Source organism: Streptomyces sp. NPDC090798 (assembly GCF_044768965.1).
Lineage (GTDB): Bacteria > Actinomycetota > Actinomycetes > Streptomycetales > Streptomycetaceae > Streptomyces.
On the sequence record NZ_JBIVXA010000031.1, the window covers coordinates 1 to 26,262 of the forward strand.

27 protein-coding genes and 1 pseudogene are annotated in these 26,262 nt (G+C 72.1%); 18 read left to right on the top strand and 10 right to left on the bottom strand.

The window, feature by feature from the left end; all coding sequences use genetic code 11:
• From ACIQTP_RS41755 to ACIQTP_RS41780, 6 genes are all read left to right on the top strand, one after another.
• Positions 1–269: hypothetical protein (locus ACIQTP_RS41755; protein WP_403410086.1), on the top strand; the 269-nt coding region annotated here is incomplete at its 5' end.
• A gap of 218 nt (positions 270–487) precedes the next feature.
• Complete coding sequence (locus ACIQTP_RS41760; RefSeq protein WP_403410089.1) at positions 488–826, top strand: hypothetical protein; 339 nt, start codon at positions 488–490, stop codon at positions 824–826.
• A 246-nt stretch (positions 827–1,072) separates the two neighbouring features.
• Positions 1,073–1,414: a hypothetical protein gene (locus ACIQTP_RS41765; RefSeq protein WP_403410092.1), complete on the top strand. Its 342-nt coding sequence runs from the start codon at positions 1,073–1,075 to the stop codon at positions 1,412–1,414.
• 393 nt (positions 1,415–1,807) lie between these two features.
• Positions 1,808–2,257 carry a hypothetical protein gene (locus ACIQTP_RS41770; RefSeq protein WP_403410095.1) on the top strand — a complete coding sequence of 150 codons (450 nt, stop codon included), beginning with the start codon at positions 1,808–1,810 and terminating at the stop codon, positions 2,255–2,257.
• Entirely contained in the window at positions 2,254–3,642 is a 1,389-nt protein-coding gene (locus ACIQTP_RS41775) for a hypothetical protein (RefSeq protein WP_403410098.1), read from the top strand. The genes ACIQTP_RS41770 and ACIQTP_RS41775 overlap by 4 nt, the downstream gene beginning before the upstream one ends.
• Positions 3,642–3,953: a hypothetical protein gene (locus ACIQTP_RS41780; RefSeq protein WP_402045346.1), complete on the top strand. Its 312-nt coding sequence runs from the start codon at positions 3,642–3,644 to the stop codon at positions 3,951–3,953. The genes ACIQTP_RS41775 and ACIQTP_RS41780 overlap by 1 nt, the downstream gene beginning before the upstream one ends.
• A 78-nt stretch (positions 3,954–4,031) precedes the next feature.
• Here ACIQTP_RS41780 and ACIQTP_RS41785 read toward each other — a convergent pair whose 3' ends face one another.
• From ACIQTP_RS41785 to ACIQTP_RS41795, 3 genes are read right to left on the bottom strand one after another with little or no spacing between them, the layout of a single operon-like run.
• Positions 4,032–4,514, bottom strand: a complete 483-nt coding sequence (locus ACIQTP_RS41785; protein WP_403410101.1) for a methylated-DNA--[protein]-cysteine S-methyltransferase — start codon at positions 4,512–4,514, stop codon at positions 4,032–4,034.
• Positions 4,515–4,564: 50 nt separating this feature from the next.
• On the bottom strand, positions 4,565–6,046 hold the full coding sequence (locus ACIQTP_RS41790; RefSeq protein ID WP_403410104.1) for an AlkA N-terminal domain-containing protein: 1,482 nt from the start codon (positions 6,044–6,046) through the stop codon (positions 4,565–4,567).
• Between the two features lie 55 nt (positions 6,047–6,101).
• The gene (locus tag ACIQTP_RS41795; protein ID WP_403410107.1) at positions 6,102–8,084 is read right to left on the bottom strand and encodes a heavy metal translocating P-type ATPase; all 1,983 of its coding nucleotides are present in this window, start codon (positions 8,082–8,084) and stop codon (positions 6,102–6,104) included.
• 34 nt (positions 8,085–8,118) lie between these two features.
• Between ACIQTP_RS41795 and ACIQTP_RS41800 the strand changes: the two genes are divergently transcribed.
• Entirely contained in the window at positions 8,119–8,496 is a 378-nt protein-coding gene (locus ACIQTP_RS41800; protein WP_403410110.1) for an ArsR/SmtB family transcription factor, read from the top strand.
• A gap of 286 nt (positions 8,497–8,782) precedes the next feature.
• Here ACIQTP_RS41800 and ACIQTP_RS41805 read toward each other — a convergent pair whose 3' ends face one another.
• Together ACIQTP_RS41805 and ACIQTP_RS41810 are read right to left on the bottom strand one after the other, a co-directional pair.
• Positions 8,783–9,724, bottom strand: a complete 942-nt coding sequence (locus tag ACIQTP_RS41805) for a M48 family metalloprotease (protein WP_403410113.1) — start codon at positions 9,722–9,724, stop codon at positions 8,783–8,785.
• The gene (locus ACIQTP_RS41810; protein ID WP_402045360.1) at positions 9,724–10,110 is read right to left on the bottom strand and encodes a BlaI/MecI/CopY family transcriptional regulator; all 387 of its coding nucleotides are present in this window, start codon (positions 10,108–10,110) and stop codon (positions 9,724–9,726) included. The genes ACIQTP_RS41805 and ACIQTP_RS41810 overlap by 1 nt, the downstream gene beginning before the upstream one ends.
• Positions 10,111–10,226: 116 nt before the next feature.
• Between ACIQTP_RS41810 and ACIQTP_RS41815 the strand changes: the two genes are divergently transcribed.
• From ACIQTP_RS41815 to ACIQTP_RS41830, 4 genes are all read left to right on the top strand, one after another.
• Entirely contained in the window at positions 10,227–10,928 is a 702-nt protein-coding gene (locus tag ACIQTP_RS41815; RefSeq protein ID WP_403410116.1) for a DedA family protein, read from the top strand.
• Complete coding sequence (locus tag ACIQTP_RS41820) at positions 10,925–11,533, top strand: phosphatase PAP2 family protein (RefSeq protein WP_403410119.1); 609 nt, start codon at positions 10,925–10,927, stop codon at positions 11,531–11,533. Before ACIQTP_RS41815 ends, ACIQTP_RS41820 begins: the two co-directional genes overlap by 4 nt.
• 96 nt (positions 11,534–11,629) lie before the next feature.
• The gene (locus ACIQTP_RS41825) at positions 11,630–12,292 is read left to right on the top strand and encodes a response regulator transcription factor (protein WP_403410122.1); all 663 of its coding nucleotides are present in this window, start codon (positions 11,630–11,632) and stop codon (positions 12,290–12,292) included.
• Positions 12,289–13,653 (top strand): sensor histidine kinase, encoded by a 1,365-nt coding sequence (locus ACIQTP_RS41830; protein ID WP_403410125.1) that lies wholly within the window; start codon positions 12,289–12,291, stop codon positions 13,651–13,653. The genes ACIQTP_RS41825 and ACIQTP_RS41830 overlap by 4 nt, the downstream gene beginning before the upstream one ends.
• A 22-nt stretch (positions 13,654–13,675) precedes the next feature.
• Here ACIQTP_RS41830 and ACIQTP_RS41835 read toward each other — a convergent pair.
• Both ACIQTP_RS41835 and ACIQTP_RS41840 read right to left on the bottom strand, forming a co-directional pair.
• A pseudogene (locus ACIQTP_RS41835) lies at positions 13,676–14,119 on the bottom strand (hypothetical protein); the annotation flags it as partial.
• A 5-nt stretch (positions 14,120–14,124) separates the two neighbouring features.
• Positions 14,125–15,426 carry a histidine kinase dimerization/phospho-acceptor domain-containing protein gene (locus ACIQTP_RS41840; protein ID WP_403410127.1) on the bottom strand — a complete coding sequence of 434 codons (1,302 nt, stop codon included), beginning with the start codon at positions 15,424–15,426 and terminating at the stop codon, positions 14,125–14,127.
• A gap of 172 nt (positions 15,427–15,598) precedes the next feature.
• Between ACIQTP_RS41840 and ACIQTP_RS41845 the strand changes: the two genes are divergently transcribed.
• From ACIQTP_RS41845 to ACIQTP_RS41865, 5 genes are all read left to right on the top strand, one after another.
• Complete coding sequence (locus tag ACIQTP_RS41845; RefSeq protein WP_403410130.1) at positions 15,599–16,249, top strand: hypothetical protein; 651 nt, start codon at positions 15,599–15,601, stop codon at positions 16,247–16,249.
• 11 nt (positions 16,250–16,260) lie between these two features.
• Positions 16,261–16,980 (top strand): ABC transporter ATP-binding protein, encoded by a 720-nt coding sequence (locus ACIQTP_RS41850; RefSeq protein WP_403410133.1) that lies wholly within the window; start codon positions 16,261–16,263, stop codon positions 16,978–16,980.
• Positions 16,967–17,743 carry an ABC transporter ATP-binding protein gene (locus ACIQTP_RS41855; protein ID WP_403410136.1) on the top strand — a complete coding sequence of 259 codons (777 nt, stop codon included), beginning with the start codon at positions 16,967–16,969 and terminating at the stop codon, positions 17,741–17,743. The genes ACIQTP_RS41850 and ACIQTP_RS41855 overlap by 14 nt, the downstream gene beginning before the upstream one ends.
• Positions 17,740–20,382 (top strand): ABC transporter permease, encoded by a 2,643-nt coding sequence (locus ACIQTP_RS41860; protein ID WP_403410139.1) that lies wholly within the window; start codon positions 17,740–17,742, stop codon positions 20,380–20,382. Before ACIQTP_RS41855 ends, ACIQTP_RS41860 begins: the two co-directional genes overlap by 4 nt.
• 101 nt (positions 20,383–20,483) lie before the next feature.
• Complete coding sequence (locus tag ACIQTP_RS41865; protein WP_403410372.1) at positions 20,484–21,218, top strand: response regulator transcription factor; 735 nt, start codon at positions 20,484–20,486, stop codon at positions 21,216–21,218.
• Between the two features lie 48 nt (positions 21,219–21,266).
• Here the strand turns inward: ACIQTP_RS41865 and ACIQTP_RS41870 are convergent, their stop codons facing one another.
• Positions 21,267–22,214, bottom strand: coding sequence for a lysylphosphatidylglycerol synthase domain-containing protein (locus ACIQTP_RS41870; RefSeq protein ID WP_403410142.1), 948 nt, complete (start codon positions 22,212–22,214; stop codon positions 21,267–21,269).
• Complete coding sequence (locus ACIQTP_RS41875) at positions 22,211–23,716, bottom strand: hypothetical protein (RefSeq protein WP_403410145.1); 1,506 nt, start codon at positions 23,714–23,716, stop codon at positions 22,211–22,213. Before ACIQTP_RS41875 ends, ACIQTP_RS41870 begins: the two co-directional genes overlap by 4 nt.
• A 198-nt stretch (positions 23,717–23,914) precedes the next feature.
• Between ACIQTP_RS41875 and ACIQTP_RS41880 the strand changes: the two genes are divergently transcribed.
• Positions 23,915–24,298, top strand: coding sequence for a BlaI/MecI/CopY family transcriptional regulator (locus ACIQTP_RS41880; protein WP_403410148.1), 384 nt, complete (start codon positions 23,915–23,917; stop codon positions 24,296–24,298).
• Positions 24,295–25,206: a M56 family metallopeptidase gene (locus ACIQTP_RS41885; RefSeq protein ID WP_403410151.1), complete on the top strand. Its 912-nt coding sequence runs from the start codon at positions 24,295–24,297 to the stop codon at positions 25,204–25,206. Before ACIQTP_RS41880 ends, ACIQTP_RS41885 begins: the two co-directional genes overlap by 4 nt.
• 131 nt (positions 25,207–25,337) lie before the next feature.
• Here ACIQTP_RS41885 and ACIQTP_RS41890 read toward each other — a convergent pair whose 3' ends face one another.
• Positions 25,338–26,189: a hypothetical protein gene (locus ACIQTP_RS41890; protein WP_403410154.1), complete on the bottom strand. Its 852-nt coding sequence runs from the start codon at positions 26,187–26,189 to the stop codon at positions 25,338–25,340.
• Positions 26,190–26,262: the final 73 nt, after the last annotated feature.

A 26,262-nucleotide genomic window follows, 5' to 3' on the forward strand; every position in this document is an offset into this window, starting at 1 on the left:
AGGGGGACCAGCTCGACGCCGCCATGGACCTGGAGGACCACTCGGGAGCATGGTTCGAACAGGAGATCTTCAAGATCCTTCGGCGGGAGCAGTTCACGAGCGTCCTGGCCCAGCTCTGCGCGGCGGCGCTCGCCGGCATCTGGGCCCGCGAGGGCAGGATTGACCGGGACTTCTTCCCCGAGCTCCGCAGGACAGCCCTGGACGAGGTGCTTGGCATCCTCGGAGCCCGCGCGCCGCACCTGATCCCACGAGAGCCGGAGGGAGCCTGAGCATCCAGATGAGGGGCTGTGAGCATTGCGGGCCGCGGCACTTCAGCGTCGTCCGCTCCCGCAGCCCGAGCCGTTTCGCCGCCCTGGGTCGCTGCTGGACCTCTGCAGTCGACCGTGGCCGGTAACCTCGGCCCACCACAACCTCATCAGTGGACTGGTCAGACGAAGAGACCATCACTGTGTAACCGAAGATCGCCTGGGGGGAGTGAGTTGTTTTGGTGAGGTCACAGCCGGACGATGTCGTCGCGGTCCAGTTGCTCGCCATCCTCCATGACGCTGACGCGCCCGAGGGGGACCAGCTCGACGCCGCCATGGACCTGGAGTACCACTCGGGAGCATGGTTCGAACAGGAGATCTTCAAGATCCTTCGGCGGGAGCAGTTCGCGAGCGTCCTGGCCCAGCTCTGCGCGGAGTCACTCGCCGGCATCTGGGCCCGTCAGGGCAGGATCGACCAAGGCTTCTTCCCGGAGCTTCACGGCCAGGCCTTGCGGGAGGTCCTGAGCGTCCTCGCAGACCGTGCCCCGCATCTGATCCCGGCAGGAACCGGGGAAGACTGAAGGTCCTTCCTACAGCAGCCTGGCAGCCACCAGGGTCTGCTCGAACTGGCCTGCAGCCTCCAGGTCCTGCGCGCGCACGACCATGTTGACGTACCGGCGGCCGTTGCCTCGGTGTCGGCCCACCGCAGGCCGGCGGCGGTGGCCAGGGAAAACGACTTGTGGTGGCCAGTACCCACGTACGGTGTTCGGGTGTTCAATCGGCTTGAGGTCAGTGTGTTGCCCCCGGGGCCCCGATGGGCTGCCCCATTGCAGTTCTGGGTTGATGGCGAGGAAGTGGTGTCAGGGGTGGTCGGCGAGGGAGGCCGCGGCCCGTTTGCCGAAGAGGCGCTGCCCGCCGACGGCCACGGTCCTCTCTGGGCGACGGACGAGGGGCGACGTGTGGTGCTGGGCGAGCCTGAGTGCACCGGCGGGTGCTGTGGCTACCTCTCCGTGTTCGTGCAGCGTCACGGCGGGATCGTGGAGTGGTCCGAGTGGCAGGTGCCCGTTGACAAGGTGCGGCCCCCGGCGTTTCATTTCGACGCCGATCAGTACCACGCCGAACTCGCCCGAGCACTGACAGACCGTCGGTGGCAGTTCTATACGGAGTGATTGACGCGCCGCCGGTTCTGTCCTGGGTGGCGCGTGGCCGCCAGGTTATGCGGGGTGGCAGAGCGAGTACGCGTTCGTGAGATCGATGACGGTCACCGACTTGCTCCCCGAAAGCTACGTCTGGGCCGACCACCAGCTCGACGCCGAGTAGACCGCAAACCAGCTCGAGCTGGCACCGTCGGCCGACAACAGGGCGAACTATCGGAGCCGGAACAGCCGCCAGGCAAGAGCGGTGGCCGCGCCCTTCATGTGCCACAAGTCGCCCCCGTACGGCAGGTCAGGGCGGAACGACGTGACGTCACTCCGCAAAGAAATGACGAGGTTTCGGTAAAGCCCCTCCCAATGGCATGATCGGCTGGATGTCCGAGACAACGAGCTGGAGGGGGAACCGAGTTGTCTTTCGACGAGGAGTGGGCCCAGTTGAAGGCCGACGCCCTGGCGCGCAGGTCGACGGGCATGCGGATCGACCAGCTTCCGGCCGACGCGAGCGGTGGCACAGGCGCACCAGTCGCCGGGAGTCTGGTGGCCAAGGCCGACTCGATCAACGGCAACGCGAATCTGCTGATCGAAATAGCGGGCTTCCTTCAGGAAGGCCGGCCTGACGCCGAACTCACCACCATGGCCCGGGAGCCCCGAACACACGAGGACGTGGCCAAGCAGGTGGCCCGGTTCGCCGGATTCGCGGATGACCAGTACCTGGACGCGGTCGCCCTCTTCGCGGCACTCTCCACTCGCCTGCGAACAGCCGGCAGCGGCTTCGTGAAGGTCGACGACGACACGGCACAGCGCTTCCTCGACGACATTCTGCGCTACGGCCAGTACGTCGCTCCGGAGGCGCGATGAGCAGCGGCATCAGCCACCGCAAGGACGTCGAATATCTGGAGGGCTGCAACCCGCCCCTCGTCGAGCGGAACGCGGACGAGTTCAAGCGCCTGCACGACATGCTCGTGGCCGTCGACCCGTCCGCCGAGCGCGCCGAAAAGCACACCCAGTGGAAGAGCGAAGGCAGCCGGCACTACGAAGCCCGGCTCACCGAAGCGCGCAAACTGCTCACGCAGCTCGCCGAGGGCTATGACAAGGCCGCCGGCGCTCTGAGGGACTACGCGTTCGCGCTGGAGGTCGCCAAGGCGCACTACTCCAACGGCAAGGCGAACGAGCAGTCCCTCGCAAACCTGATCCACACCAAGGGCACGGCGATCACCCGTGAGGCCCAGGAGGCGGAGCCGATGCGCCAGTGGGAGGACATGCGGTCCACCACCGGCGTCATGGACTTCTTCGCCGAACTCACCATGGATGTCGACGACATCCGCGACGACGCGAACCGGCTGCACGACGCCGCCGGCGGCGATTTCCATCTGGCGAAGACCACGGAGCACGAGGCACGGGAGCTCTGCGTCCACCAGCTCAAGCAGGCGTACGACCTGCTGCCCGACTTCCGCATGGGCTTCATTCAACGCGTCGACATCGGCTCGGCGATCGCCGACTTGCGGCGAGAGGCAGCCGAGGCGCGCACGAATCCGCTGACCCATCTGCCCGGCAGCGGCCCCAAGCAGGACTACTACCCCATCGCCGGGAACGACATCGTCTCCCCGACGCTGCGCGACATCCGCCTCCAGGTCGCCAACCTCCCAGGAGCGAAGGACAGTTACTGGAGTCCGCCCTCCAACGCCCAGGAGCGCGCCGACTGGATCGCGGCGAACAAGGACGTCATCAAGGCGGCGGCACAGAACTCGGGACTCCCGCCGTCCATGGTCGCCGGTATCGCCTGGCAGGAGATCGGCGGACAGCCCGGCATCCTGGACGACGTCACCGACACCATCCGCGAACAGGCCGATTCCCCACTCAGTCCGATCGCCCCCGAGAGCCTCCCCTGGCGTCTCGGCGGCGATCCCGACAACACGTCCATGGGGCCCATTGCCATCCAGGTGCGACGCGGCGCCGAGGTCCTCGGCTACGACCCCGACCACCTCACCGACCAGCAGCGCAGCATGGTGGAGGACTCGCTCCAGGACCCTGCGCAGAACATCTTCATCGCCTCGGAGTACCTGGCCCAACTCAAGGCGGAGAGCGAGTTCGCCCACGTGCCTGCGGAGGAGATGACGCCGGCCCAGTATCAGGAGCTCGCCGCGCGTTACAACGGTGGCCCGTACTGGCAGACCGACGACGCCCAGGCCTACGGGCGTGGTTTTACGAACAACCTGGACGAGGCAAGGAACGCACTGCGCTGATGACCAGCCCTTCCCACGTGGACAACGACCGCGGCTGCCTGCGCCTGGTCCTCGCCGTTCCACTGATCCTGCTCACCCTTGTCGCTGCGTACTTCTGCTGGACGGCACTGACCATCCGTCCGTCCGGGCCCTGGGACGACGACGCGTACGCCGGCATCGCCCTCTCGTGCGTCCTCACCATCGGGGCCGCCGGTGTGGTGGCAGTGCTGTGGCTGCTGCCGTCGGTGCGACGGATCATGGGGTGGTGGTGGGTGGGCCCCGCCGCGCTGTTGGGTGTGATCGCAGTGATCCGATGGGTGACGGGCGGTTGAGCCGTCCAGCCCCATCGCTGCGTCGACTGCGTACGCTGGGCGGAGAGGGCTAGGGGCGCAGAGGGCCGGTGAAGTGAGCTAGAAGAGGGCCGTACCGCTTTCGAAGTCCAGCAGGCGCTGCTTGCGGTCCAGGCCGCCGCCGTATCCGGTGAGGCTTCCGTTCGCGCCGACCACGCGGTGGCAGGGCACGATGATGCCGATGGGGTTCTTGCCGTTGGCGAGGCCGACCGCGCGGGAGGCGCCCGCGTTGCCCAGGGCTTCGGCCAGTTCGCCGTACGAGCGGGTCTCGCCGTAGGGGATTTGGCGCAGCTGGTCCCAGACGCTGCGCTGGAACGGAGTCCCGGACATCCGCAGTTCGAGGGTGAACTCCTTCAACTCGCCCTCGAAATAGGTCTTCAGCTGGTCGGCGACCTCGCCGAAGGGCGTGTCGTCGCGTTCGCCGAAGGTCTCCTCCGGCGGGCGGTGGCGTTGGCCGGCCATGTAGAGGCCGCACAGGACGCCGTCGTCGGCGACGAGGGTGAGGGGGCCGTACGGGCTGTCGATGACCGTGTGCTGTTTCACAGTTCGTACCTTCGAGTCGCTTGAATCCATGTGCGTTTGCCTGAAGTCGCTTATACGGGGAGGAAGTTGATCGGGTGACTGTCCGTGGCCCAGAGGTACTGGACCGCGTACGCCCGCCACGGGCGCCACGCCGCCGCGCGCGCCGTGAGGGCGGCGGGGGTCGACGGCAGGCCCAGCTCCTGGGCCGCGCGCCGGATTCCGAGGTCGGTGGGGAGGAAGGCGTCGGGGTCGCCGAGGGCGCGCATGCCGATGACGTCGACCGTCCAGGGGCCGAAGCCGGGGAGGGCGAGGAGGCGGGCGCGGGCCTCGGCCCAGTCGCTCTCCACTCCCAAGTGGAGGGTGCCGTCGGCGAGTTGGCGTACGAGGGTGGTGAAGGTGGTGCGGCGGGTGCTCGGCATCGCGAGTGACGACGGGTCCAGGGCCGCGAGCGCCTGAGAGGAAGGGAAGAGGTGGGTGAGGCCGCCCTCGGGGTCCTCGACGGGTTCGCCGTGCGCGGTGACCAGGCGGGCCGCGTGGGTACGGGCGGCGGCGGTGGAGACCTGCTGGCCCAGGACGGCCCGTACGGCGAACTCGGCCTCGTCGACCGTGCGCGGCACCCGGCGGCCGGGGGCCTTCGCCACCAGGGGTGCCAGCACGGGATCCGTCCGCAGCTGTTCGTCGACGGCGACCGGGTCGGCGTCCAGGTCGAGCATGCGGCGGCAGCGGCTGATCGCGACGGGCAGGTCGCGCAGGTCACTGAGGGTGAGGCGGCAGGCGATGTGGTCGACGTGCGGGGTGAGCCCGACGATCCCGTGGCCGTAGGGCAGACGCAGGGTGCGCCGGTAGGCGCCGTCGCGCCACTCCTCGACACCGGGTACGGCGGTCGCCGCGAGGTGGCCGAAGAGGTTGTCGGGGTTGAGCGGGACGCGGAAGGGGAGCCGCAGGCTCAGGACGCCCGGTGTGGCCGGGGCGCGCTTCTTCGGCACCCGGTCGCGCAGCTCGCTCGGGGCGAGGGCGAAGACCTCGCGCACGGTGTCGTTGAAGGTGCGGATGGAGGAGAACCCGGCCGCGAAGGCGATCTCCGCCATCGGGAGCGGGGTGGTCTCGATGAGCAGCCGGGCGGTCTGGGCGCGCTGGGCCCGGGCGAGCGCGAGCGGTCCCGCGCCCAGCTCGGCCAGCAGCTGCCGCTCGACCTGGCGGATGCTGTAGCCGAGCCGGCCGGCCAGGCCCGGAACGCCCTCGCGGTCCACGACCCCGTCGCCGATCAGGCGCATCGCGCGGGCGACGAGGTCGGCTCGCTGGTTCCACTCGGGCGAGCCGGGGCTGGTGTCCGGACGGCAGCGCTTGCAGGCCCGGAACCCGGCCTGCTGGCAGGCCGCCGCACTCGGGTAGAACGTCATGTTCTCGGGCTTCGGCGGCACCACCGGGCAGCTCGGCCGGCAGTAGATTCGCGTGGTCAGGACCGCTGTGAAGAACCATCCGTCGAAGCGCGCGTCCTTCGACCGGACGGCGCGTACACAGCGCTCCGTGTCGGTGTGCATCCCGTTCCGCATGCCTCAAGCATCGGGCACTCGCGAGGCCGGGGCTGGCGAGAATCCGACATCAACCTCACAGCGACCGAGGTCGGCCTTCGTCCGGCCGACGCCATGCGGACTCCCGCAGCAGCCTCAGCCCGTTCAGCCCGACCAGCACGGTGGAGCCCTCGTGGCCCGCGACGCCGAGCGGCAGCGGGAGGTGTCCGAGCAGGTCCCACAGGACGAGGACCGTGATGAACGTGCCCGCGACGAGGAGATTGCTGACCACCAGGCGGCGGGCCGCGCGGGACAGCCGTACGACCGCGGGGATCGCCGCAAGCTCGTCGCGGACGACGACGGCGTCGGCCGTCTCCAGCGCGAGGTCGGAACCCGCCCTGCCCATGGCGACCCCCGAATGGGCGGCGGCCAGGGCAGGCGCGTCGTTGACGCCGTCGCCGACGAACAGCACCTTGCGGCCGGCGCGTTGGAGATCCCGTACGGCCGCGACCTTGTCCTCGGGCAGCAGACAGGCGCATACGTCCGTGATGCCGGTGGCGGTGGCCACCTGGGCGGCGGCGCGCGGGTTGTCGCCGGTGAGGAGCACGGGTGAGGTGCCCGTCAGAGCGGTGAGCCCGGCGACCGTCTCGGCGGCGTCGGCGCGCGGGCGGTCGGCCAGGACGAGTGTGCCGACGGGGGCGCCGTCGCGTTCCACGAGGACGACCGTGCCGCCTTCGACATCGATTTCCATGGCCAGGCCCTGGTCGGGGCGGCCGACCGTGACGACCCGGCCCTCGACCGTGGCGGTGACGCCGTGTCCCGGCTTCGCCGTGAAGTCGCGGGCGGGGGCGAGGCGCAGGTCACGGGTGCGGGCGGCGGCGACGATCGCGCGGGCGAGCGGGTGTTCGCTGGGGTGCTCGGCGGCGGCCGCCAGCGCCAGCAGGTCGTCCTCGTCCAGCCCGGATCCGGCCGCCGGACGCACGGCCGCCACCTCGGGCCTGCCCTCCGTCAGCGTGCCGGTCTTGTCGAGGGCGGCCGTGTCGATCTCGCCGAGGCGTTCCATGGCGAGCGCGGACTTGACCAGGACGCCGTGCCGTCCGGCGGTGGCGATGGCGGAGAGCAGCGGGGGCATGGTCGCGAGGACGACCGCGCACGGCGAGGCGACGATCATGAAGGTCATCGCCCGCAGCAGCGCGCCGGTGAGGTCCGCGCCGAAGGCGAGCGGCACGGCGAAGACGGCGAGCGTGGCGGCCACCACGCCCACCGCGTAGCGCTGTTCGATCTTCTCGATGAACAACTGCGTCGGCGCCTTGGTGCGCGAGGCCTCTTCCACGAGGGTGACGATCCGGGCGATCACGGAGTCGGCGGGATCGCGCTCGACACGGACGCGCAGGGCTCCGGTGCCGTTGAGGGTGCCCGCGAAGACCTCGTCGCCCGGGGTCTTCGGGACCGGCAGCGGTTCGCCGGTGATGGTCGCCTGGTCGGCCTCGCTCGTACCGTCGAGGACCCGTCCGTCGGCTCCGATCCGCTCCCCCGGCCGGATCAACAGTTCGTCACCGACGGCGAGTCGCCTCACCGGGACGGACTCCTCACCGTCGGCGGTCACCCGGGTCGCCGTCGCGGGCGCGAGGTCGAGCAGACCGCGTACGGAGTCGGCGGTGCGGGCGGTGGCCAGGGCCTCCAGGGCGCCGGAGGTGGCGAAGATGACGATCAGCAGAGCGCCGTCCAGGACCTGTCCGATCGCGGCCGCGCCGAGGGCCGCGACGATCATCAGCAGATCGACGTCGAGCGTCTTCCCGCGCAGCGCCCGCAGCCCCTCCAGCGCCGGTTCCCAGCCCCCGGCGAGGTAGGCGAGCGCGTAGAGCGGCCCGTACGTCCAGCCGGGCGCGGCGGCGAAGTGCAGCGGGAGCGCGAGCAGGAAGGCGGCGGTCGCGAGGAGCGCCCAGCGGGCTTCCGGCAGCGCGAGGACGCGGGTGCGGCGGCGCGGGGCCGTCCGGGCGGCTGCGTCGCGGGCGGGGACGGGCGGCGAGTCAAGAGTGGAGGACACCCTGGCACCATACAGGAACGCATGAAGACTCATTCATACCTTCATATGCGATGGGTAGGATACGCCCATGGGTCATGGAGCCGTCACCACCGCGCAGGACGCCGTCGCTCAGAACGTCACCACGCGTGTGCGTCTGGACGCGGCGAATGTCGCGAAGGTGGCCACCACGCTCCAGGCCCTGTCCACCCCCTCACGGCTGCTGATCCTCGCGCGGCTGCGCGAAGGGCCGCTTCCCGCGACGGAGCTGGCCGCCGAGGTGGGCATGGAACAGTCCGCCTGCTCGCACCAGCTGCGGCTGCTGCGCAACCTGGGCCTGGTCGTCGGCGAGCGCCGCGGCCGGTCGGTGGTCTACGCGCTGCACGACCACCATGTCGCCGAACTTCTCGACCAGGCGGTCTACCACGTGGAGCATCTGCGGCTCGGCCTCAGCGACGCGTCCGAGTAGCGCCGACGTCCCGACCGGCGGCCACGCGGCAGATGCGGCCGCTGTACGCCGTCGGGTTCACCACCGGATCGCTCGGCGGTCGCGGTGTCCTGGCGTGGGCGGGCGGTCGGCGGTTGCTGTTCGCGTACTCACGAAGGTGACCGCCGCGCTCTCCACGGGGGCTTCCTGCCGGCGTCCCGGGGCGACGGCGGGGCTCACCGCCAGGCCGGTGGTCACGGCGGTGGGGCCGGCTGCGCGATGAACAGATGGGCGTCACGGCCTTGACCCGGCGACGCGACCCGGAGGGTCAGCGGGTCTCCTCGCCCTGGGCGATCTCCACCTCGTGATGGAAGGTGAGGACGCCGGTCGCCGCCGCGGAGGCCGAGACGGTCGCGCAGGCGACGAGGAGGAGGGCGATCCAGGAGGCGACGCGGGGTCGCTGCCCCGGAGTCGCGAGAAGGGCCGCGACCCGCTGGGGTACCGGTCCGGTGGTCGCGGCGGCGGCGAAGTCGGGGCGGGTGGAGCGGGCGGCCGTGGTGGCGAGGGCGGCGCGGGCGATGGCGCGCGCGGTCAGCCGCCGGTCCCCCACTGCCGTGGCGGCTGCCTCGTCCGCGGCGCGCTCGGCTGCGAGGGCGATGCTGTCGCGGACCGCACGCAGCCCGGGATGACAGTGCGCGGCGATCTCGGCCGCGACGAGGAAGCGGTGGTGGCCGCCCGCGTTGTGGGCCCGCTCATGGGCGAAGAGCACCTCGCGCTCCTCGGGACGGAGGCTGCGGAGCATCGCGGTGGTGACGACGATGCGGTGCGGACGGCCCGGCAGCGCGTACGCGTCCGGGTGGGGCGATTCGATCACGCACAGGTCGCCCGCGGCGGGGCGGCGGTCGGCCTGCCTGCAGGCGGTGCGGAAGGCGCGCAACTGGCGCAGGGCCGAACGCACGAGGGTCGCGGCGCCGACGGTCAGGAGGCCGGTGGCCGCCGCCGCCAGGGGCAGGACGATCAGGTTCGACGGGGTGCGCAGGGGGTGGATGAGGTCGCCCAGGCCCGCCAGGACCGGCAGCTTGAGCAGGCCGGTGAGGAGCAGAGCGCCGAGCGCGGCCACGGAGGCGCCGGCCAGCACGAGGACCGTGAGGGTCAGTGCCCACAGCGCGGCGACCGGCGCGAGGCGGTCGAGGCAGCGGCGAGCCAGCCCCGGCAGCGCGAAGGGCAGCAGAAGCGGGATGAGCAGCGGAATGATCAGGAGACTGGTCATTACTCACCCGATTCTAGCTGCTCACCCGATTCCAGAAGATCACGCAGGAGGCGCTCGTCGTCGGGGCTGAGCTGGGCGACGAACCGGGCCAGCGCCGTCTCCCGGTCCTCGTCCCGGTCGAGCTCGGTGTGCATGCGGCGGGCGGTGAGCCCGGGCGGGTCCTGCACGGGGAAGTAGGCGAAGCCTCGCCCCTGCCGTTCCCGGCCGACGATCCCCTTCTCGTGCAGCCTCGACAGGATCGTCGTGACCGTCGTACGGGCCAGCCCCGAGCCGAGCTCCATCTGGACGCGACCCGGAGTCAGGGGTGCGCCGGCGGCCCAGAGGGCGGCCATGACGGAGGCCTCGAGCTCACCCGCCGGTCGGCGTTCGTCCTTCGCGCTGGTCATGGGAACGATCCTCACCCCGGTATCGTCTACAGTTCAGTAGACCGTCTACAGGATTGTAGTCACTCGGGTGCCGTCACGACTGCGCCCGCCCGTCCAGTATGAGAGGGCTCCCGGCGATGGCCGCACCTTTGTTCGCAGCGTCACAGCTCGGATCACAGCTCGGGTCGGAGCTGGCGGTGAACATTCTCAGTGCCCAGTCCCTGCTCGCCGCCTTCGGTGTGCTGGGCGTCGGCGTGGTGATGTTCGCGGAGACCGGGCTGCTGATCGGCTTCTTCCTGCCCGGTGACTCGCTGCTGTTCACGGCGGGCCTGCTGTGCACGGGGTCGGGCCACGGTGGCCTGAAGCTCTCTCTGGGGCCGCTCCTGGTCTGCGCCGCCGTGGGCGCGCTGGCCGGCTCCCAGTGCGGCTATCTCATCGGGCGCAAGGCGGGCGGCGCCCTGCTCGCCCGCAGCAGCTCGCCCCGGCTGCACGAGGGAGCCAAGCGCGCCGAGGAGCTGCTGGAGCGGTACGGCCACGCGAAGGCCATCGTGCTGGCCCGCTTCGTCCCGGTCGTGCGCACGGTGCTGAACCCGATGGCGGGCGCTCTCCAGGTCCCCGCCCGCACGTTCACCGTGTGGCAGGTCGTCGGCGGTCTCGTCTGGAGCATCGGCCTCACCCTCGCGGGCTACGCACTGGGCTCGTCGATTCCGAACGTCGACCGCTATCTGCTCCCGATCATCGCCGTGATCGTCATCGTGTCGCTGATCCCGCTGGCCGCCGAGTTCCGCCGCTCCCGCAAGGCCGCGGCGGCGACCGCGGAGAAGGGCGCCCAGGGATGATCCTCGCGTTCAACGGGTCGTCGATCGACGGCTCCGCCTACACCTACGTGGTGAATCTCGCCCATGACTCACCGGCCTGGCTGGACAGCCTGGTGTCCGCCTGGTCGACGTACGGGCTGGCGCTGTTCGCCGTTCTCATGCTCGTGGGCTGGTGGCAGGCCCGTCGCAGCAGCGCCCAGGCGGCGATGGTCGCGCTCGCCGTGCCGGTGATCGTCGTGGTGGCGTTCGGGGTGAACTCCCTGTTCAAGATGGTCGTCCGCGAGGACCGCCCCTGTCAGAGCCTGCACGTGAAGACGCTGGAGGCGTGTCCTGCGCCGGGCGACTGGTCCTTCCCCAGCAATCACACGGTCATCGCCGCCGCGGCCGCCGTGGCCCTGCTCCACGTCTCGCGTCGCCTCGGCACCATAGCCCTGCTGGGCGCCTGTCTGATGGCCGTCTCCCGGGTCTGGGTCGGCGCGCACTATCCGCACGACGTGGCCGCCGGTGTCCTGGTCGGCACGCTGGTCGCGATGCTGCTGACGACCCTCGCGCGCAGACTCTCCGACCCGCTGGCGGCCCGTCTGACGGACTCACGGCTGCTGCGGCCGTTGCTGGTCTCGGCGTAGGCCTACGGCTACGGCTACGGCTACGGCTACGGCTACGGCTACGGCTACGGGAACGGCAACGGGAACGCACCCTTACGGAGCGGCTGAAGGAGGACCATGCGGCACACGATCCTGGTCGTCGAGGACGATCACGCCCTGCGTGACGTCCTGCTGCGCGGGCTGCGCGACGAGGGCTTCGACACCGTGTCCGCCCCGGACGGGGCGACCGCGCTGCGGCTGGCCGGGGACGCCGTCGACGCGGCCGTGCTGGACGTCGGGCTGCCCGACGCGGACGGGCGGGACGTGTGCCAGGCGATCAGAGCCAATGGTTTCCTCTCGCCCGTCATCTTCCTGACGGCCCATCACCACCTCACGGACCGGCTGGCGGGCTTCTCGGCCGGCGGCGACGACTATCTGCCCAAGCCGTTCCACCTGACGGAGCTGGCCGCCCGGCTGCGGGCGGCGCTCAAGCGCAGCGGACCGCTCCCGGCCACCACGGCCGGGGACCTGGTCCTGGACCCGGTCGGACACAGCCTCACCGTCCAGGGCACCCGGGTCGGCCTCACCCCGACGGAGTTCCGGCTGCTGGCGGCGCTGATGGCGGGGTCCGGGGACATCGTCAGCAGGCGGGAGCTGGTCAGGGCCGGCTGGCCGGAAGGCGCTCAGGTCAGCGACAACACGCTGGACCAGTATCTGACCCGGCTGCGCCGCAAGCTCCGGGACAGCGGCAGCGCGCTGACCATCACCACGGCGCGCGGCATCGGCCACCGGCTGTCATGAGGGCGTTCGCCTCACGGTGGTGGCCGCGTACCCTGCGGGGCCGGCTCTCCCTGGTCGCGCTCACCACGGCGACGATCCTGATGGTGATCCTCACGGTCGCGTTCAACACGGTCGTACGCCGTCACCTTCAGCACCAGGCGGACGACGAGCTGCGCACCCGGGCCGCCGCCGTCGCCGCGACCGTCGTCACCGAGGGCTCCCGGGTGCGGGTCCTGGAGACCCCGGGCGAGGAGCTTCTCGACACGAACGTGTGGATCTACTCGGGCGGCCGGCTGCTCGAGAAGCCCTCGTCCGCCACCGCCACCAGTCCGCTGACCCGCGCCGCCGGCCGGCTCGTGGCGCGCGGCGCCCGGCACTGCGTCACCGCGCACGGTCACGACGAGGCGCGGCTGTGCTCGCTCCCGGTGCCCGGTGGCAAGGGCGCGGCTGCCGTCGTCACGGCACTGGACCTCTCCCCGTACCGCAGCTCGGCCGACACGATGCTCTTCGCGTCCCTCGCCCTCGACGCGGCGATGCTCGCCTGCACCTACGCGCTGACGCGGCTGGCGGTGGGCCGCGCCCTGCGCCCCGTGCGCTCGATGACCGAGCACGCCACCCAGTGGAGCGCGATAGCCTCCCAGGAGCGCTTCGGCGCCGTGACCCGCCCCGCCGAACTCGCCCAGCTGGGCGGTTCGCTGGACGCCCTCCTCGACCGCATCCGTGCGCTGCTGCGGCACGAGCAGCAGCTCACCCGGGAGCTGTCGCACGAGCTGCGCAACCCGCTCGCCCGGATCATCGCCGAGCTCGACTGGTGGGGAGCCCGTCCCCGCTCCGACGCCGACACCAAGGCCACGCACGCGGCGATCGCCGACGCGGCCCAGTCCATGCGCACGATCTGCGACACCCTGCTCGACGAGGCCCGCGACGGCGCGGCCACCGCGCCCGGCACGGCCGACGTACTGCCGGTGCTGAATCGCCTGGTGGACCGCCTCGGCCCCACGAAGGAGGGCGTGGAAGTCGTCGTCACCGCCTGGGACGCGCGGTTGTCGGCCGGGGTGCCGGACGCACTTCTGGAGCGCATCGTCAGCCCGCTGCTCGACAACGCCCTGCGGCACGCGCGCACCCGGGTCGAGATCCTGGCCCGTGCCCAGCCCGGCGGCGTACACGTCGAGGTCGGGGACGACGGTCCCGGCGTACCGGCGTCGTTCGCGGCGCAGCTCTTCCTGCCCGGCCGGCGTGCCGATCCCGAGGACGGACACGGCGGAGCGGGCCTCGGGCTGCCGCTGGCGCGACGCCTGGCCCGCTCCGCCGGCGGGGATGTGGACCACGACGCTCGGCACACCTCCGGCGCGACGTTCGTGGTCACTCTTCCCGCGGGTTGAGCACGTCATTCCCGCTGGACGCCTACTGGAGGCTGAGCTGCCGCTCGGACTCGGTGACGTCCTTGCGGGTCATCGACAGGTACACCACCAGAGCGAGGATGACCGCGAGGAACAGCACGCTGGTGACCGTGGTGCCCAGGCCCAGGCCGCCGTCGCCGGTCGGCTGCGAGAGATAGTCGCCCATCGAGGCACCCAGGGGGCGGGTCAGGATGTACGCGATCCAGAAGCTCAGTACGGCGTTCAGGCCGAGCGCGAAGTGCGCGACCGCCACCGCGGCGATGGCAAGGCCGAACAGGATGGCGGAGACCCAGTACCCGAGGGCCATCTTCTCGGCGACCAGGTCGCCGGCCGAGGTGCCCAGCGCGAAGGTGAACAGCACGGCCAGCCAGTAGTAGGCCTCGCGGGACACCGTGTCGATGCTGTGGATGGACAGCGTTCCCTCGCGGCGGTACCAGGCTGAATACATCCTGACTATCCGATGGCGGGTGCGACGGGGACGAGCAGCGTGAACGTCGTGGGGTCGCCGCCTGCCAGGAAGAGTCTGCCGCCCAGCGACACGGCCAGGTCGCGGGCGAGGGCGAGACCGATGCCCGTACCGCCGTTGCGGCCGCTGCTCCGCCCCCGCCCGAACAGTTCTTCCGGCTCGACGGTGACCGTTCCCTCGTCGACGACGTCGAAGGCGAGGGCGTCGTCGAGGTCGCGGACCGTGACTCGGACGCTGCCCCGGCCGTGGGTACGGGCGTTGTCCAGGAGGACGCCGAGGATCTCGGCGACGGGGCCGCCGGGTACCAGGACGTCGGCCGGAGCGTCCTGGACGCCGCAGTCCAGGCGTCGGCCGTCCTGGGCGAAGAGACCGTGCCACCGGGCGTCGGTCTCCGCCAGGAGGTGGGCCACCGGCCGGTCCGGCACGACGGCGCCCGGCACGCCGGGCGAGCCCGCGAGCCGCAGCACCTCCTCCACCGTGTCGTGCAGCCGGCGGGTGGCGTCCAGCGCCTCCTCCAGGGCGGGACGCAGCCGGACGTCGTCCTGCGCGAGCCCCGCCTCCAGGGTGAGCTGCAGCCCGGTCAGCGGGGTACGCAGCTGATGGGAGGCATTGGCGGTGAAGTCCTTTTCATGGCGCAGGAGTTCGGAGAGGCTGTGCAGCATGTCGTTGTGCGTGCGGGCGACCTGGTCGATCTCGGCGATGGTGCTGGGCGCGGCCCGTGCGGTCAGATCACCCTCGGTGACGGCGCGGCAGTGCCGGGAGAGGTCCTCCAGCGGTGCGGCGAGCGCCCGTGCCTGACGCCGGGCGACGAGGACGGCGACGGCGAGCGCGAGCACGGCCGCGCCGAGCAGGACCGCCCAGTCCACCAGGACACGGTTCCTGACCGCCGACACGGCGGAGGAGGCCCGTACGACACCGATGACCTGCTCGGCGTGCGAGACGGGCACGGCGACCACGAGCTCGCCCCCGGTCTGGGTCCGTGCGATGACACCGCGGAACGCCCGGCGGACCGCCGCGTCCCCGCCGGCGGGCCCGGTGCCCGTGTACAGCCGCGGTTTCGGGTCGTACAGGCCGAGGCGCTCGCCCGGTCCCGGCGGCGGCAGTTCGGCCGGGTCGCCGGTCGCGTAGTCGGGGTTCACGCGTACGGCGGCGGCCAGGGCCGCCCGTTCGAGGGAGTCCCGCTGGTCTGCGAACAGGGTGGCCCGGACGGCGAGGGCCAGCGGGATCGCAAGGAGGACCAGCGCGACCAGCACCGCGGTGACGGCCACTCGTACGACGCGCTGTCTCATGCCCCTCATGATGCGGGGCGGCCGCCGGATCACGCGGGGCCCGCCACGCGCTTTTGCCGTCGTCTAACCCTCGCCGAGCAGGGCGTTAACCGGGCGGCTCCTAGCGTCGGTGCCGTGACCGTCCGGTCGGATCGGCACCGGTTCAACAGGGGTTTCCAGGAGGGCAGTGGCCATGGCACGCGTACGTACCGTCCGTAGTCTCGGGGTCGTCGGGCTCGTACTCGCCGCGGCGGTGAGCGCCGGGTGCTCGGGTTCGGGTTCCGGGTCCTCCTCCCCTTCCACCGCCTCCTCCGGCCCGGTCTCGAGCAGCGGCACCCCCACCGCGGCCGGTGCCTCCCCGGCGCCCACCGAGTCCAATCCGCCCGGTGACATCCCCGACAACCAGGCGTACGTCGCCTTCCAGCCGTCGGGCGGCGGGTTCACGGTGAAGGTGCCCGAGGGCTGGGCCCGAACCGGCAAGGGCGGTACGACCGTCTTCACGGACAAGCTGAACCGCGTCGAGATCGCCACCGCGTCCGCCTCCGCGGCGCCCACGGTCGCCTCGGTCGACTCCCAGGTCGTATCCCAACTGCGCGGCCAGGTGCCGAAGTTCAGCGGCGCCAAGGTGTCGCAGGTGAACCGGCACGCCGGAAGCGCGGTGCTGCTGAAGTACCAGGGCGACTCCGCGGCGGATCCGGTCACCGGCAAGGTCGTGCGCGACGCCTTCGAGCGCTACGCGTTCTACCGGCAGGGCCACGAGGTGGACCTCACCCTGTCCGGGCCCGTGAACGCCGACAACGTGGACCCGTGGCGCATCGTGACCGACTCCTTCGCGTGGAAGTGACGGTGAGCGCCATGCCGACCCGACCGAGCACCGTGCCCGTCCCGGCGCCCGAGACCTCCCACGACGACGCCCTGAACGCCCGGGAGCTGTACCGCTTCTTCTGGTCCGGCGAGGAGGAGACACTCGCGCTGCGAGGGGTGTCCCTGCGGGTGCGGCGCGGCGAGACCGTCGCCGTCGTCGGGCCCTCCGGCGCGGGCAAGTCCACGCTGCTGTCCTGCCTGGCCGGTCTGGACGAGCCCTCGGGCGGTGAGGTGCGGGTGGACGGCGTACGCATCAGCCACCGGCCGGAGACCGAGCGCGCCCGGCTGCGGGCCCAGCACATCGGCGTACTCCTGCAGACCCGCAACCTCGTCGCCCACCTGAGCGTGCGCGACAACGTCCGACTGGCGCACAGCGCCGTACGCGGCCGTCCCGCCGTGTCCGCGCGGGAACTGCTGGACGAGGTGGGGCTCGCGGGGCGGGCACACGCGCTGCCCCGTCAGCTGTCCGGCGGTGAGCTGGCCCGGGCCGGGCTGGCCGTCGCCCTCGCCAACTCCCCCGCGGTCCTGCTGGCGGACGAACCGACCGGCGAGCTCGACGGGGGCACGGAGCGACTGATCCTCCAGATGTTGCGCGACCGCGCCGCGCTGGGCTGCGCGGTGCTGATCGTGACGCACAGCGCGGAGGCCGTACGGGTCGCCGACCGGGTGATCGCACTGGACGACGGGAGGGCCCACGATGTCGCCGGATGAGCCGGAGGCCGCCCCGGACGACGTGCTCGTCGCCTGCCAGGACGCCGCGCTCACCTTCGGGCGGGGCGCGAACGCGGTCGTGGCGGTGCACGGCGCGCACCTGCGGGTGCGGGCCGGGGACCGGCTCGCGATCGTCGGCCCCTCGGGGTCGGGCAAGTCCTCGCTGCTGCATCTGCTGGCCGGACTCGAACAGCCCACCAGCGGCACCGTCAGCTGGCCCGCCCTGACCGGTCCCCAGGACGTCGGTCCCGGCACGAGGCCCGACGATCGCGGGCCGGCTCCCAAGCCCGGCATCAGCCGCGGCATCGGACTGGTCTTCCAAGGGGACAGCCTGATCCCCGCCCTCGACGTCGTCGAGAACACCGCGCTGCCGCTGGTGCTGGCCGGGGTGCCGGACTCGGACGCACGGCGAACGGCTCTCGCGGCCCTTGCGCAGGTCGGCGCCGGGGACCTCGCCGAGCGGCTGCCGGAGGAGATCTCCGGCGGCCAGGCCCAGCGCGTGGCCGCCGCGCGCGTCCTGGCCCAGGCCCCACGGCTCATCCTCGCCGACGAACCGACCGGGCGGCTCGACCACACCACCGGCGGCCACGTCCTGGACGCCCTGCTGACAGCGGCCGACCGCACGGGCGCGGCCCTCGTCGTCACCACGCACGACCCGGCGGTCGCCGCTCGGCTCAGCACCCGGCTGACCATGCGCGACGGCCGGTTGCTCACGGCGGAGACCACCGGGGACCCGCACGCCACGACGGAGGAAGCGTCATGAACACCGCCTGGGTGGGCGGCCTCGCCCGTCACCGCACCGGCCGACTGCTGGCCGCCGTGGCCGGTATCGCCCTGGCCGTGGCCCTGATCGCCTCGCTCGGTTCCTTCCTCACCGCGTCGAAGGCGACGATGACACAGCGCGCCGTGCGCTCGGTCGCCGTGGACTGGCAGGTCGAGGTCCAGCCGGGCGCAGACCCGGCCGCGGCCCTGTCCCTGGTGCACAGGACGCCGGGCATCAAGGCCGCCCTCCCGGTCGGCTTCGCGCACAGCAACGCGTTCGCGGCCACCGTGCAGGGCAGTACGCAGACGACCGGCCCCGGCATGGTCCTCGGCCTCCCCGACGGCTACCAGAAGGCCTTCCCCGGCGAGATCCGCCAGCTCACCGGCCGGACCACCGGCGTGCTGCTGGCCCAGCAGACCGCCTCCAACCTGCACGTCGCCCCCGGCGACACCATCGGCATCCGGCTCCCCGGCACCGCCGTGCGCCAGGTCCGGGTGGACGGAGTCGTCGACCTCCCGCAGGCCGACTCCCTCTTCCAACGGGTCGGCGCCCCCAGCCAGACCCAGCCCACCGCGCCCCCGGACAACGTCGTCCTTCTCCCTTCCGCCGCCTTCGCCTCCCTCACCGCGCACGCCCCCGCCACCACCCAGATCCACGCGGCCCGCGACGCCAAGCTCCCCTCCGACCCCGCGTCCGCCTTCAACTCCGTGACCCGCGCCGCCCACAACCTGGAGGCTCGCGCCTCGGGCGGCGTGATCGTCGGCGACAACCTCGGCGCCGCCCTCGACTCCGCCCGCCAGGACGCGCTGTACGCGCAGATCCTCTTCCTCTTCCTCGGCGTGCCGGGCGCGATCCTCGCCGCCGCGCTGACCGCCGCGGTCGCCGCGGCCGGCGGCGAACGCCGCCGTCAGGAGCAGGGCCTGCTGCGCCTGCGCGGGATGCGCCCCCGCCGGATCGCCTCCCTCTCGGGCCTCGAAGCCGCCCTGGTGGCCGTCACCGGCGGCGTCGCCGGGCTCGGCATCGCCGCGCTGACGGGCCGTGTCGCCTTCGGATCGGCCTCCTTCGGGACGACGGCGGGCGCCTGGATCCTCTGGTACGCCCTCGCCTTCGTGCTCGGCGCCGCCGTGGCCTCGGGCGCGGTCCTCGTCCCCGCGCTGCGCGATCTGCGCACGGTGACGGTCGCCGACACCCGCAGGCAGGAACGGCGCCCGGGCTCGGTGTGGTGGATGCGGTACGGGCTCGACTTCGCCCTGTTGATCGGCTCCTGGCTGGTCTTCCGCGCCTCCTCCGGCAACCAGTACGCCCTGGTCCTCGCCCCCGAGGGCGTGCCGAGCATCTCCGTGTCGTACTGGGCGTTCCTCGGCCCGGCGCTGCTGTGGATCGGCGCCGCCCTGCTGCTGTGGCGGCTCACACTCCTCGCGCTGACGTACGGCCGTCCCGCACTGACCTGGCTGTCGCGGCCGCTCGCCTCGAACCTGGCGGGGACCACGGCCGCCGTCCTCTCCCGGCGCCGCCGTCCGCTGGCCCGCTCGGTGGTGCTGCTGGCGCTCGCGGTGTCGTTCGCGATCTCCACGGCGACCTTCAACTCGACGTACAAGCAGCAAGCCGAGGTCGACGCGCGGCTCACCAACGGCGCCGACGTCACGGTCACCGAACCGCCCGGCGCACAGACCCCGCCGAGCGCGGGCGAGAGGCTGAAGATCACCGGCGTACATCGGGTCGAGCCGCTCCAGCACCGGTTCGCCTACGTCGGCTCCGACCTTCAGGATCTCTACGGGGTGCGCCCCGACTCGATCGCCTCGGCCACCTCCCTCCAGGACGCGTACTTCTCCGGCGGCGGCGCCCGCTCCCTCATGAACCGGCTCGCTCAGCGGCCGGACGGGCTGCTGGTCAGCGCGGAGACCGTCAACGACTTCCAGCTCTCGCCCGGCGACACGGTCAACCTGCGGATCCAGGACGCCCGGACCAAGGCGCTGCGCACGGTGCCCTTCCACTACGTGGGCGTCGCCAAGGAGTTCCCGACCGCGCCGAAGGACAGCTTCTTCGTGGCCAACGCCTCCTATGTGGCGAAGGCGACCGGGAGCGACGCGGTGGGCGCGTTCCTGCTGGACACCGGTGGCACGCACCAGAAGCAGGTCGCGGCGCGGCTGCGTCACCAGCTGGGCACCGGTGCCACCGTCACCGACCTCACCCAGACCCGTGGCACCGTCGGCACCAGCCTGACCTCCGTGGACCTCGCCGGGCTCACGCGGATCGAGCTGGCCTTCGCGGTGCTGCTCGCGGCCGGGGCGGGCGGGCTGGTTCTGGCGCTCGGGCTCGCCGAACGCCGCCGGACCTTCGCCATCGCGACCGTACTGGGCGCCGGGCCACGGCAGCTGCGGGGCATGGTGCTCACCGAGGCGATCCTGCTGACCGTGGGGGGCCTCGCCGGCGGCGCGCTGATCGGATGGGCGCTGTCGGAGATGCTGGTCAAGGTCCTGACCGGCGTCTTCGACCCACCTCCGGCCAGTCTCGCCGTCCCCGGCGGATATCTGGCGCTGACCGCCTGCGCCGCGTCGGCGGCCGTCCTGGTCGCGGCCCTCAACGGAGTACGCCGCGCGGCCGGACGCCCCGCCGTCGAGGAACTCCGTGATCTGTGACCACCACTCGAGCCACCACGTCCGCCCCCGACCCCACGCCCGCCTCCGCTCCCACGCCCGCCTCCGGCCCCGCACGCGCCGTCGGCTCTACGCTGCCCTTCATGCGAACGCCCGCCCCCGCACCGGACCGCAGTCGCTTCGGTCGACCGCGTGTCCTCGTCGTCGAGGACGACGACACGATCGGCCGCCATCTGGAGACGGGCCTGCGCAACAACGACTACGCGCCGACGTGGAGCCGGACCGGCGCGGGCGCCCTCGCGGAGTCCGCCCGGTCGTCGTACGACGTGCTGTTGCTGGATCTGGGGCTGCCGGACATGGACGGTCTCGACGTGGCCCGCACGCTGCGCGCCCGCTTTCCCGAGCTGCTCATCGTGATCCTCACCGCCCGTACGGACGACATCGACGTCATCGCGGGGCTCGACGCCGGGGCCGACGACTACCTGGTGAAGCCGTTCAGTCTGACCGTGCTGCTCGCCCGGCTCCGGGCCCATCTGCGCCGCCGGGCCATCGCCGACCCGCCGCAGGAGCCGATCCACCTCGGCGACCTGGTCATCGACATCACGGCACGGCGCTGCACCCTGCATGAGGACGAGATCCCGCTTCGGCCCAAGGAGTTCGAGCTGCTCGCCGTGCTCGCCCGGAACGTGGGCGCGGCCGTCTCGCGCGAGACGCTGATGGCCGAGGTGTGGGACGAGAACTGGTTCGGCTCGACGAAGACGCTCGACGTCACCATGGCGGGACTGCGCCGCCGGCTGACGGACACGACGTCCCGTCCGTCCCGGATACCGCGCATCACGACCCTGCGGGGGCACGGTTACCGGCTTGAACTGCCCTGAGGCACCGCGGGATTCGGCGGGCGCCGACAGCGGGCCGGCGCCGGAGTGTCAGAGGACCTTGCGGCGGGCCAGTACGGCCAGTGCCAGCAACCCCGGGATCAGGGGCAGCCACACCGTCAGCAGCCGGTAGCCGAGGACCGCCGAAGCCGCCGCGCTGCCCGGCGCTCCGGCCAGCGTGAGGGCCACGGCGAGCGCCGCGTCCAGGGAGCCGATGCCACCGGGCGTGGGCAGGAGTACGGCGGCGCTGCTCGCGGCGAGATAGGCCAGCGCCACCTGGGCCGGGGGCAGCGGCAGTTCGAGGGCCTGGGCTACGGCGACGACCACGGTGGCGTGCAGCGCGGCGAAGGCCAGCGAGCCGCCCCACAGCGCGGCCGCGCGCGCCGGAACCTCGTGCACGGCGCGGACGTCGGCCAGCACGGCCCGCAGCGCGCGTCGCAACGGTCCGCGCAGCAGTACGGCGGCGGTGACCACCACGGCGAGCGCGATCGCGACCGCCATCGCCGAGATGTCCGGCAGGCGGAGCAGGCCGGGGCAGGCCAGCGCGAGCACGGCGATCAGGAGGCCGCGCGAGACGGCCCCGGCGGTGGCTTTCACGCCGAGCGCGGTCGCCGACCGGACGACCGGCAGACCGCACCGGGTCAGGAAGCGGAGGTTGACCGCGCCCGCGCCGAGGCCCGCGGGCAGCACATGGTTGGCGGCAGAAGCGGCGAACTGCACGGCCACCAGCTGCCGGGCGGGCAACGGCCGGGTCACCGCCCCTTGTTGGGCGAGCGCCGAACACACCCAGGTCGCCACGGTGGCGACGGCCGCCACGAGCAGCCAGCCGCGGTCGGCGACGGCCAGCCGACTGGCTCCGGTCGCGATCACCGGCCAGTGGCGCCGGCCAAGACAGACCGCGCCCACCACCACGGCGAGGGTCACCGCGGCATGCAGGGAGACCCGCCTACCGACGGTCGTCACGGCTGTCGTCGGGGCGCCGGGCGGAAGGATGGTCATCTCGCCCCGCCTCCCTGGACGGCGGGTGCGACGTACGCCATCAGAGGGCCGACGCGGTGCGCTTTCCACGTGCGGGCGTACGCGGGTGGCTTTCCGCCCGGTGTGGTGAGCACGCCGACCGGGAGCCGTTGTCCGGCCCGCACTATGGCGTCGGCGGTGGTGTTGGCGTTGTTCCCGCCGGTGTCGACGGAGGAGCAGCCGGCGTAGAAGGCGATCGGGACGTCCTCGTAGCCGGTCAGCATGCAGGGCGGCTTCACCCCCAGCCGGTGCAGCTGCGTCGCGGCGTCGGCCCAGCCCTGGTGGGAGACGGTGGTGCCGTGCACGGTGTGCTCCAGCACCGCGAACTGCACCGCGAGATGCCCGGCCAGGCCGAGCCCGACCAGGGTGACGGCCACGGGTCGCCAGGCGCCGCGGGGCGCGGTCACCAGGTGGATCAGGCCGTCGGCGACCGGGATGGCCAGCAGGATGTACACGGGCAGCAGGAAGCGTGGCGCCGCGTATCCGATCATGAAGAGGTACGGGAAGCCCACCATCGCGGCGCAGGCCAGGAGCAGCAGGCTGTTCACCCCGCGCCGGGCCTTGACGGCGATCACCGCTCCGAGGACGGCCACGACGGGCAGCGCGAACCACCACAGCATCACCGGCGGGGCGGGCATCGCCCCGGTGCAGGGGCGGCACAGGACACGCCCGCCAAGGCTGCGCAGCTGGTCACCGACGGCGATGTTCCAGCCCAGGCCGCCCTGAACCTTGGAGCCGTCGGAGAGTCTCTGGGTCAGGCCGCCGTAGCTGACATACGCCTCGACGACCCACTCGCCCCCGCCGGCGACCAGGCCCGCGACGAGCGCCACCAGCACCCTCGGGCGCCGCCAGCGGCGTACGCACACGACGAGGAAGAGCAGCGGCAGGGTCACATAGACCGCGTCGGTGGGCCGCATCCAAGCCATCAGCGCGGCGCTCAGGCCCACGCCCCACAGCGCCGCCCGGTCGAAGCGGTCGGCCTGGGCGCGCAGGAAGCAGCCGACGCAGGCCAGAGCGCCGAGCGCGACCCAGTAGTTGGGCATGGCCTGCGGGCCGTAGAAGAGCGTCACCCAGAGCGTGGCGAACAGGGCGCCCGCCACCGCCAGCACCCGCGTGGGGAACAGTCCGCGCCAGACGCGCAGCGCCACGAACAGGCCGAGTCCGGAGAGCACCGCGAGATAGACGCGCAGCAGGGCGGTGGACGAGGACCAGGACGCGATCGGTGCCACCAGCAGGGGAACTCCGCGGGCGCGCGGGGCGCTGAAGAAGGCGGCGGGGGCGTGCGAGCCGACCTGGCTGACGTAGACGGTCTCGTCCCAGCCGAGCCCCATGCCCGGCCGTACGAGGATCAGTTGGGCCAGGGTGAAAACGCCCGCGACCAGGGCCATCCACTGCTGGCCGTGCGGCCGCCTGGAGACGCGCCCCGTCGAGGGCGGACTGTGGCGATGGGCGCCGATGAGCGGAAGGTTCACAGTCTTGGCCATCGTCCACCCTTCGCCCTACATTCTGTAGGGTCCTTCACCCTACAAGACGTAGGGTGAAGGAGGAAGTTGCGCAAAACACGGCCAAATTACCGTGGATCGAGCGGGGACGCAGTCCGAAGACCCAACCTCGTACCGCCCTGGGCGCACTCGTACGCCCTCACCACCCCCCGCACCCCTACGCGCTGTAAGGTGACGGACATGGCTCGGACAGGCCCCCATGGCAGAGCGGAACGACGCAGCGCCGGTGAGCTGGAGAGCGAGGTCCTCGCCGCCCTCTGGGCCACCGACAAGGCCCTCACCCCCGCCGACATCCAGGGTGAGATCGGCGGCAGCCTCGCCTACAACACCGTTCACACCATCCTCAAACGCCTGTACGACAAGGGTCTGGTCCTGCGTGACGTCGACGGTCGGCGCGGCGCGTACCGGCCCGCCAAGAACGCCGCCGAACTGACCGCCGAGGCCATGCACGAGGCGCTCGACCGGGGACCCGACCCGATCGCGGCCCTGCAGCAGTTCGTCACCGGCCTGAGCCCCCACGAGGAAGAGGCCCTGCGCGATCTCCTCGGGGGGAGCGGGATGTGAGGATCGACGTCTACATCCCCCTCATCCTGCCGCTGCTGCTGACGGCCGTCGCGCCGCAGGTGGGTCTCAAGGTCTCCCCCGCGCTGGCCGCCCGGGTCCTCACCATCGCGGCCGTACTGGCCGCCACCGCCTCCACCTGGGCGCTGCTCCTGCTCGCCGCCACCCTGGTCAACGAGGCGCCGCACGTGACCACGGAGGCCGGCGAGGACGGGCGGCGGCTGCCCGAACCGGTCCCGGCGGCGATCGCCGTCGCCGCGATCATGCTCCTGTGGCTGATCGGCTTCCGGCTCGTTCGCGCCCTGCGCGCCCACTACGCGACCCGCCGCGTCCTCGAGCGGTTGTGCGAGGGACACCCGCCCGACAGCGAACTCGTCGTCGCCGCGTCCTCGACGCCCCGGGCCTTCGCGATCCCCGGCAGGCCGGGCCGGATCCTGGTCACGGCCGCCATGCTGGGCGCGCTGGAACCGGCGGAGCGGCGCGTGCTGCTGGCCCACGAGCGCGCCCATCTCGCCCACCGCCACTCGGTACTGTCGACCGCGGTGACCCTGGCCGCCGCCGCCAACCCGGCCCTCGCACCCGTGCGCACCGCTGTCGCCTTCCTGGTGGAGCGCTGGGCCGACGAGGAGGCCGCGCGGCGCGTCGGGGACCGCCGCACCACCGCCCGCGCCCTCGCCCGCGCCGCCCTCGTCTCCCAACGCGCCCGGCCGGGCTGCGCCCTGAGCTTCTCCGAACACGCGGTCACCCGCCGGATCGCCGCCCTGCAGACGGCCCCGCCACCGAACCTGTGGCCCATCGGCGTGGCCGTCCTCGCCCTCGGCGCCCTGCCGGCGCTCGGCGCGCTGGACGCCACCGGCGATCTGCTCCGCCTGCTCGGCGAGAGCCTGCCGGGGTACGGCCTGTTGGGTTAGGGCCTGTCGGGGTAGAGCCTGCCGGGCCTGCCGTTTGGATCAGGCCTGGGTCCTGGATCAGGCCTGGGTCCTGGATCAGGCCTGGGTCCTGGATCAGGCCTGGGTCCTGGATCAGGCCTAGGTCGCCGGCCTCAGGTGGCGAGCGTCCTGCGCTCCCGCAGGTGGGCGTAGCCCATGAGACCGACGAGCAGCCCGAACAGCACGGCCGACGAACCCGCCGTACCGAGGTCGAGCCCGCCCTTGGCGGTCGGCTTGGTGAGGAAGTCGCCCGCGGTCGCGCCGAGCGGGCGGGTGAGGACGAAGGCGATCCAGAACAGCACCACGTTCGGCACCGCGGGGACGGGCATCAGCGCGACGAGGACCGCGAGCAGCCCGGTGACGAGCAGCGCGCCGCCCGCGTAACCGAGCCCGGAGCTGTCCGACAGGAAGTCGCCCATCGAGGTGCCGAGGGTGTTCGACACGAGGATCGCCGACCAGAAGAGGGCCTCGGCCCGGAAGGTCACGATGTCGCGGATGACGAACGTCATCCCGGTGAACTTCCAGACGGTGAAGATCACGACCAGCAGCGAGATCAGGATCGCGGCGCCCGCGGGGTACCCGAGTCCCAGGCCCTGCGGACCCCAGCCCAGCGAGGTGGCCCCGCCGGAGAGGTACTTGGCGCTGGCGTCACGGTTCATGAAGTCGGACATCGTGGTGCCCGCCATGCTGGTGGAAAGGATCACCGTCCAGTAGAAGAAGGGGTTGTACCGACGCGACCTGAGCTGCACGACCAGCGTGACCACGAAGACCAGGAACAGCAGGACCGTGGTGAGGAAGTAGCCCAGCTTGAGGGTCTGTGCGAACAGGTCGCCCGCGGTCTCGCCGAGTGTCGTCGCTGCGATCTTCATGATCCAGAAGGCCAGGGTCACCTCTGGCAGCTTCTTCATCACGGAGGTGCCGGGGTCGGCGACTTGGGGGTCGGCGACGCGTTCCGTCTTGTTCAACGTTCGCTCCTGGGGGGGTGCATCGACGTCCCCCCAGGGCCACGGCCGCAGGAGGGCGCGTGTCCATTGGCTC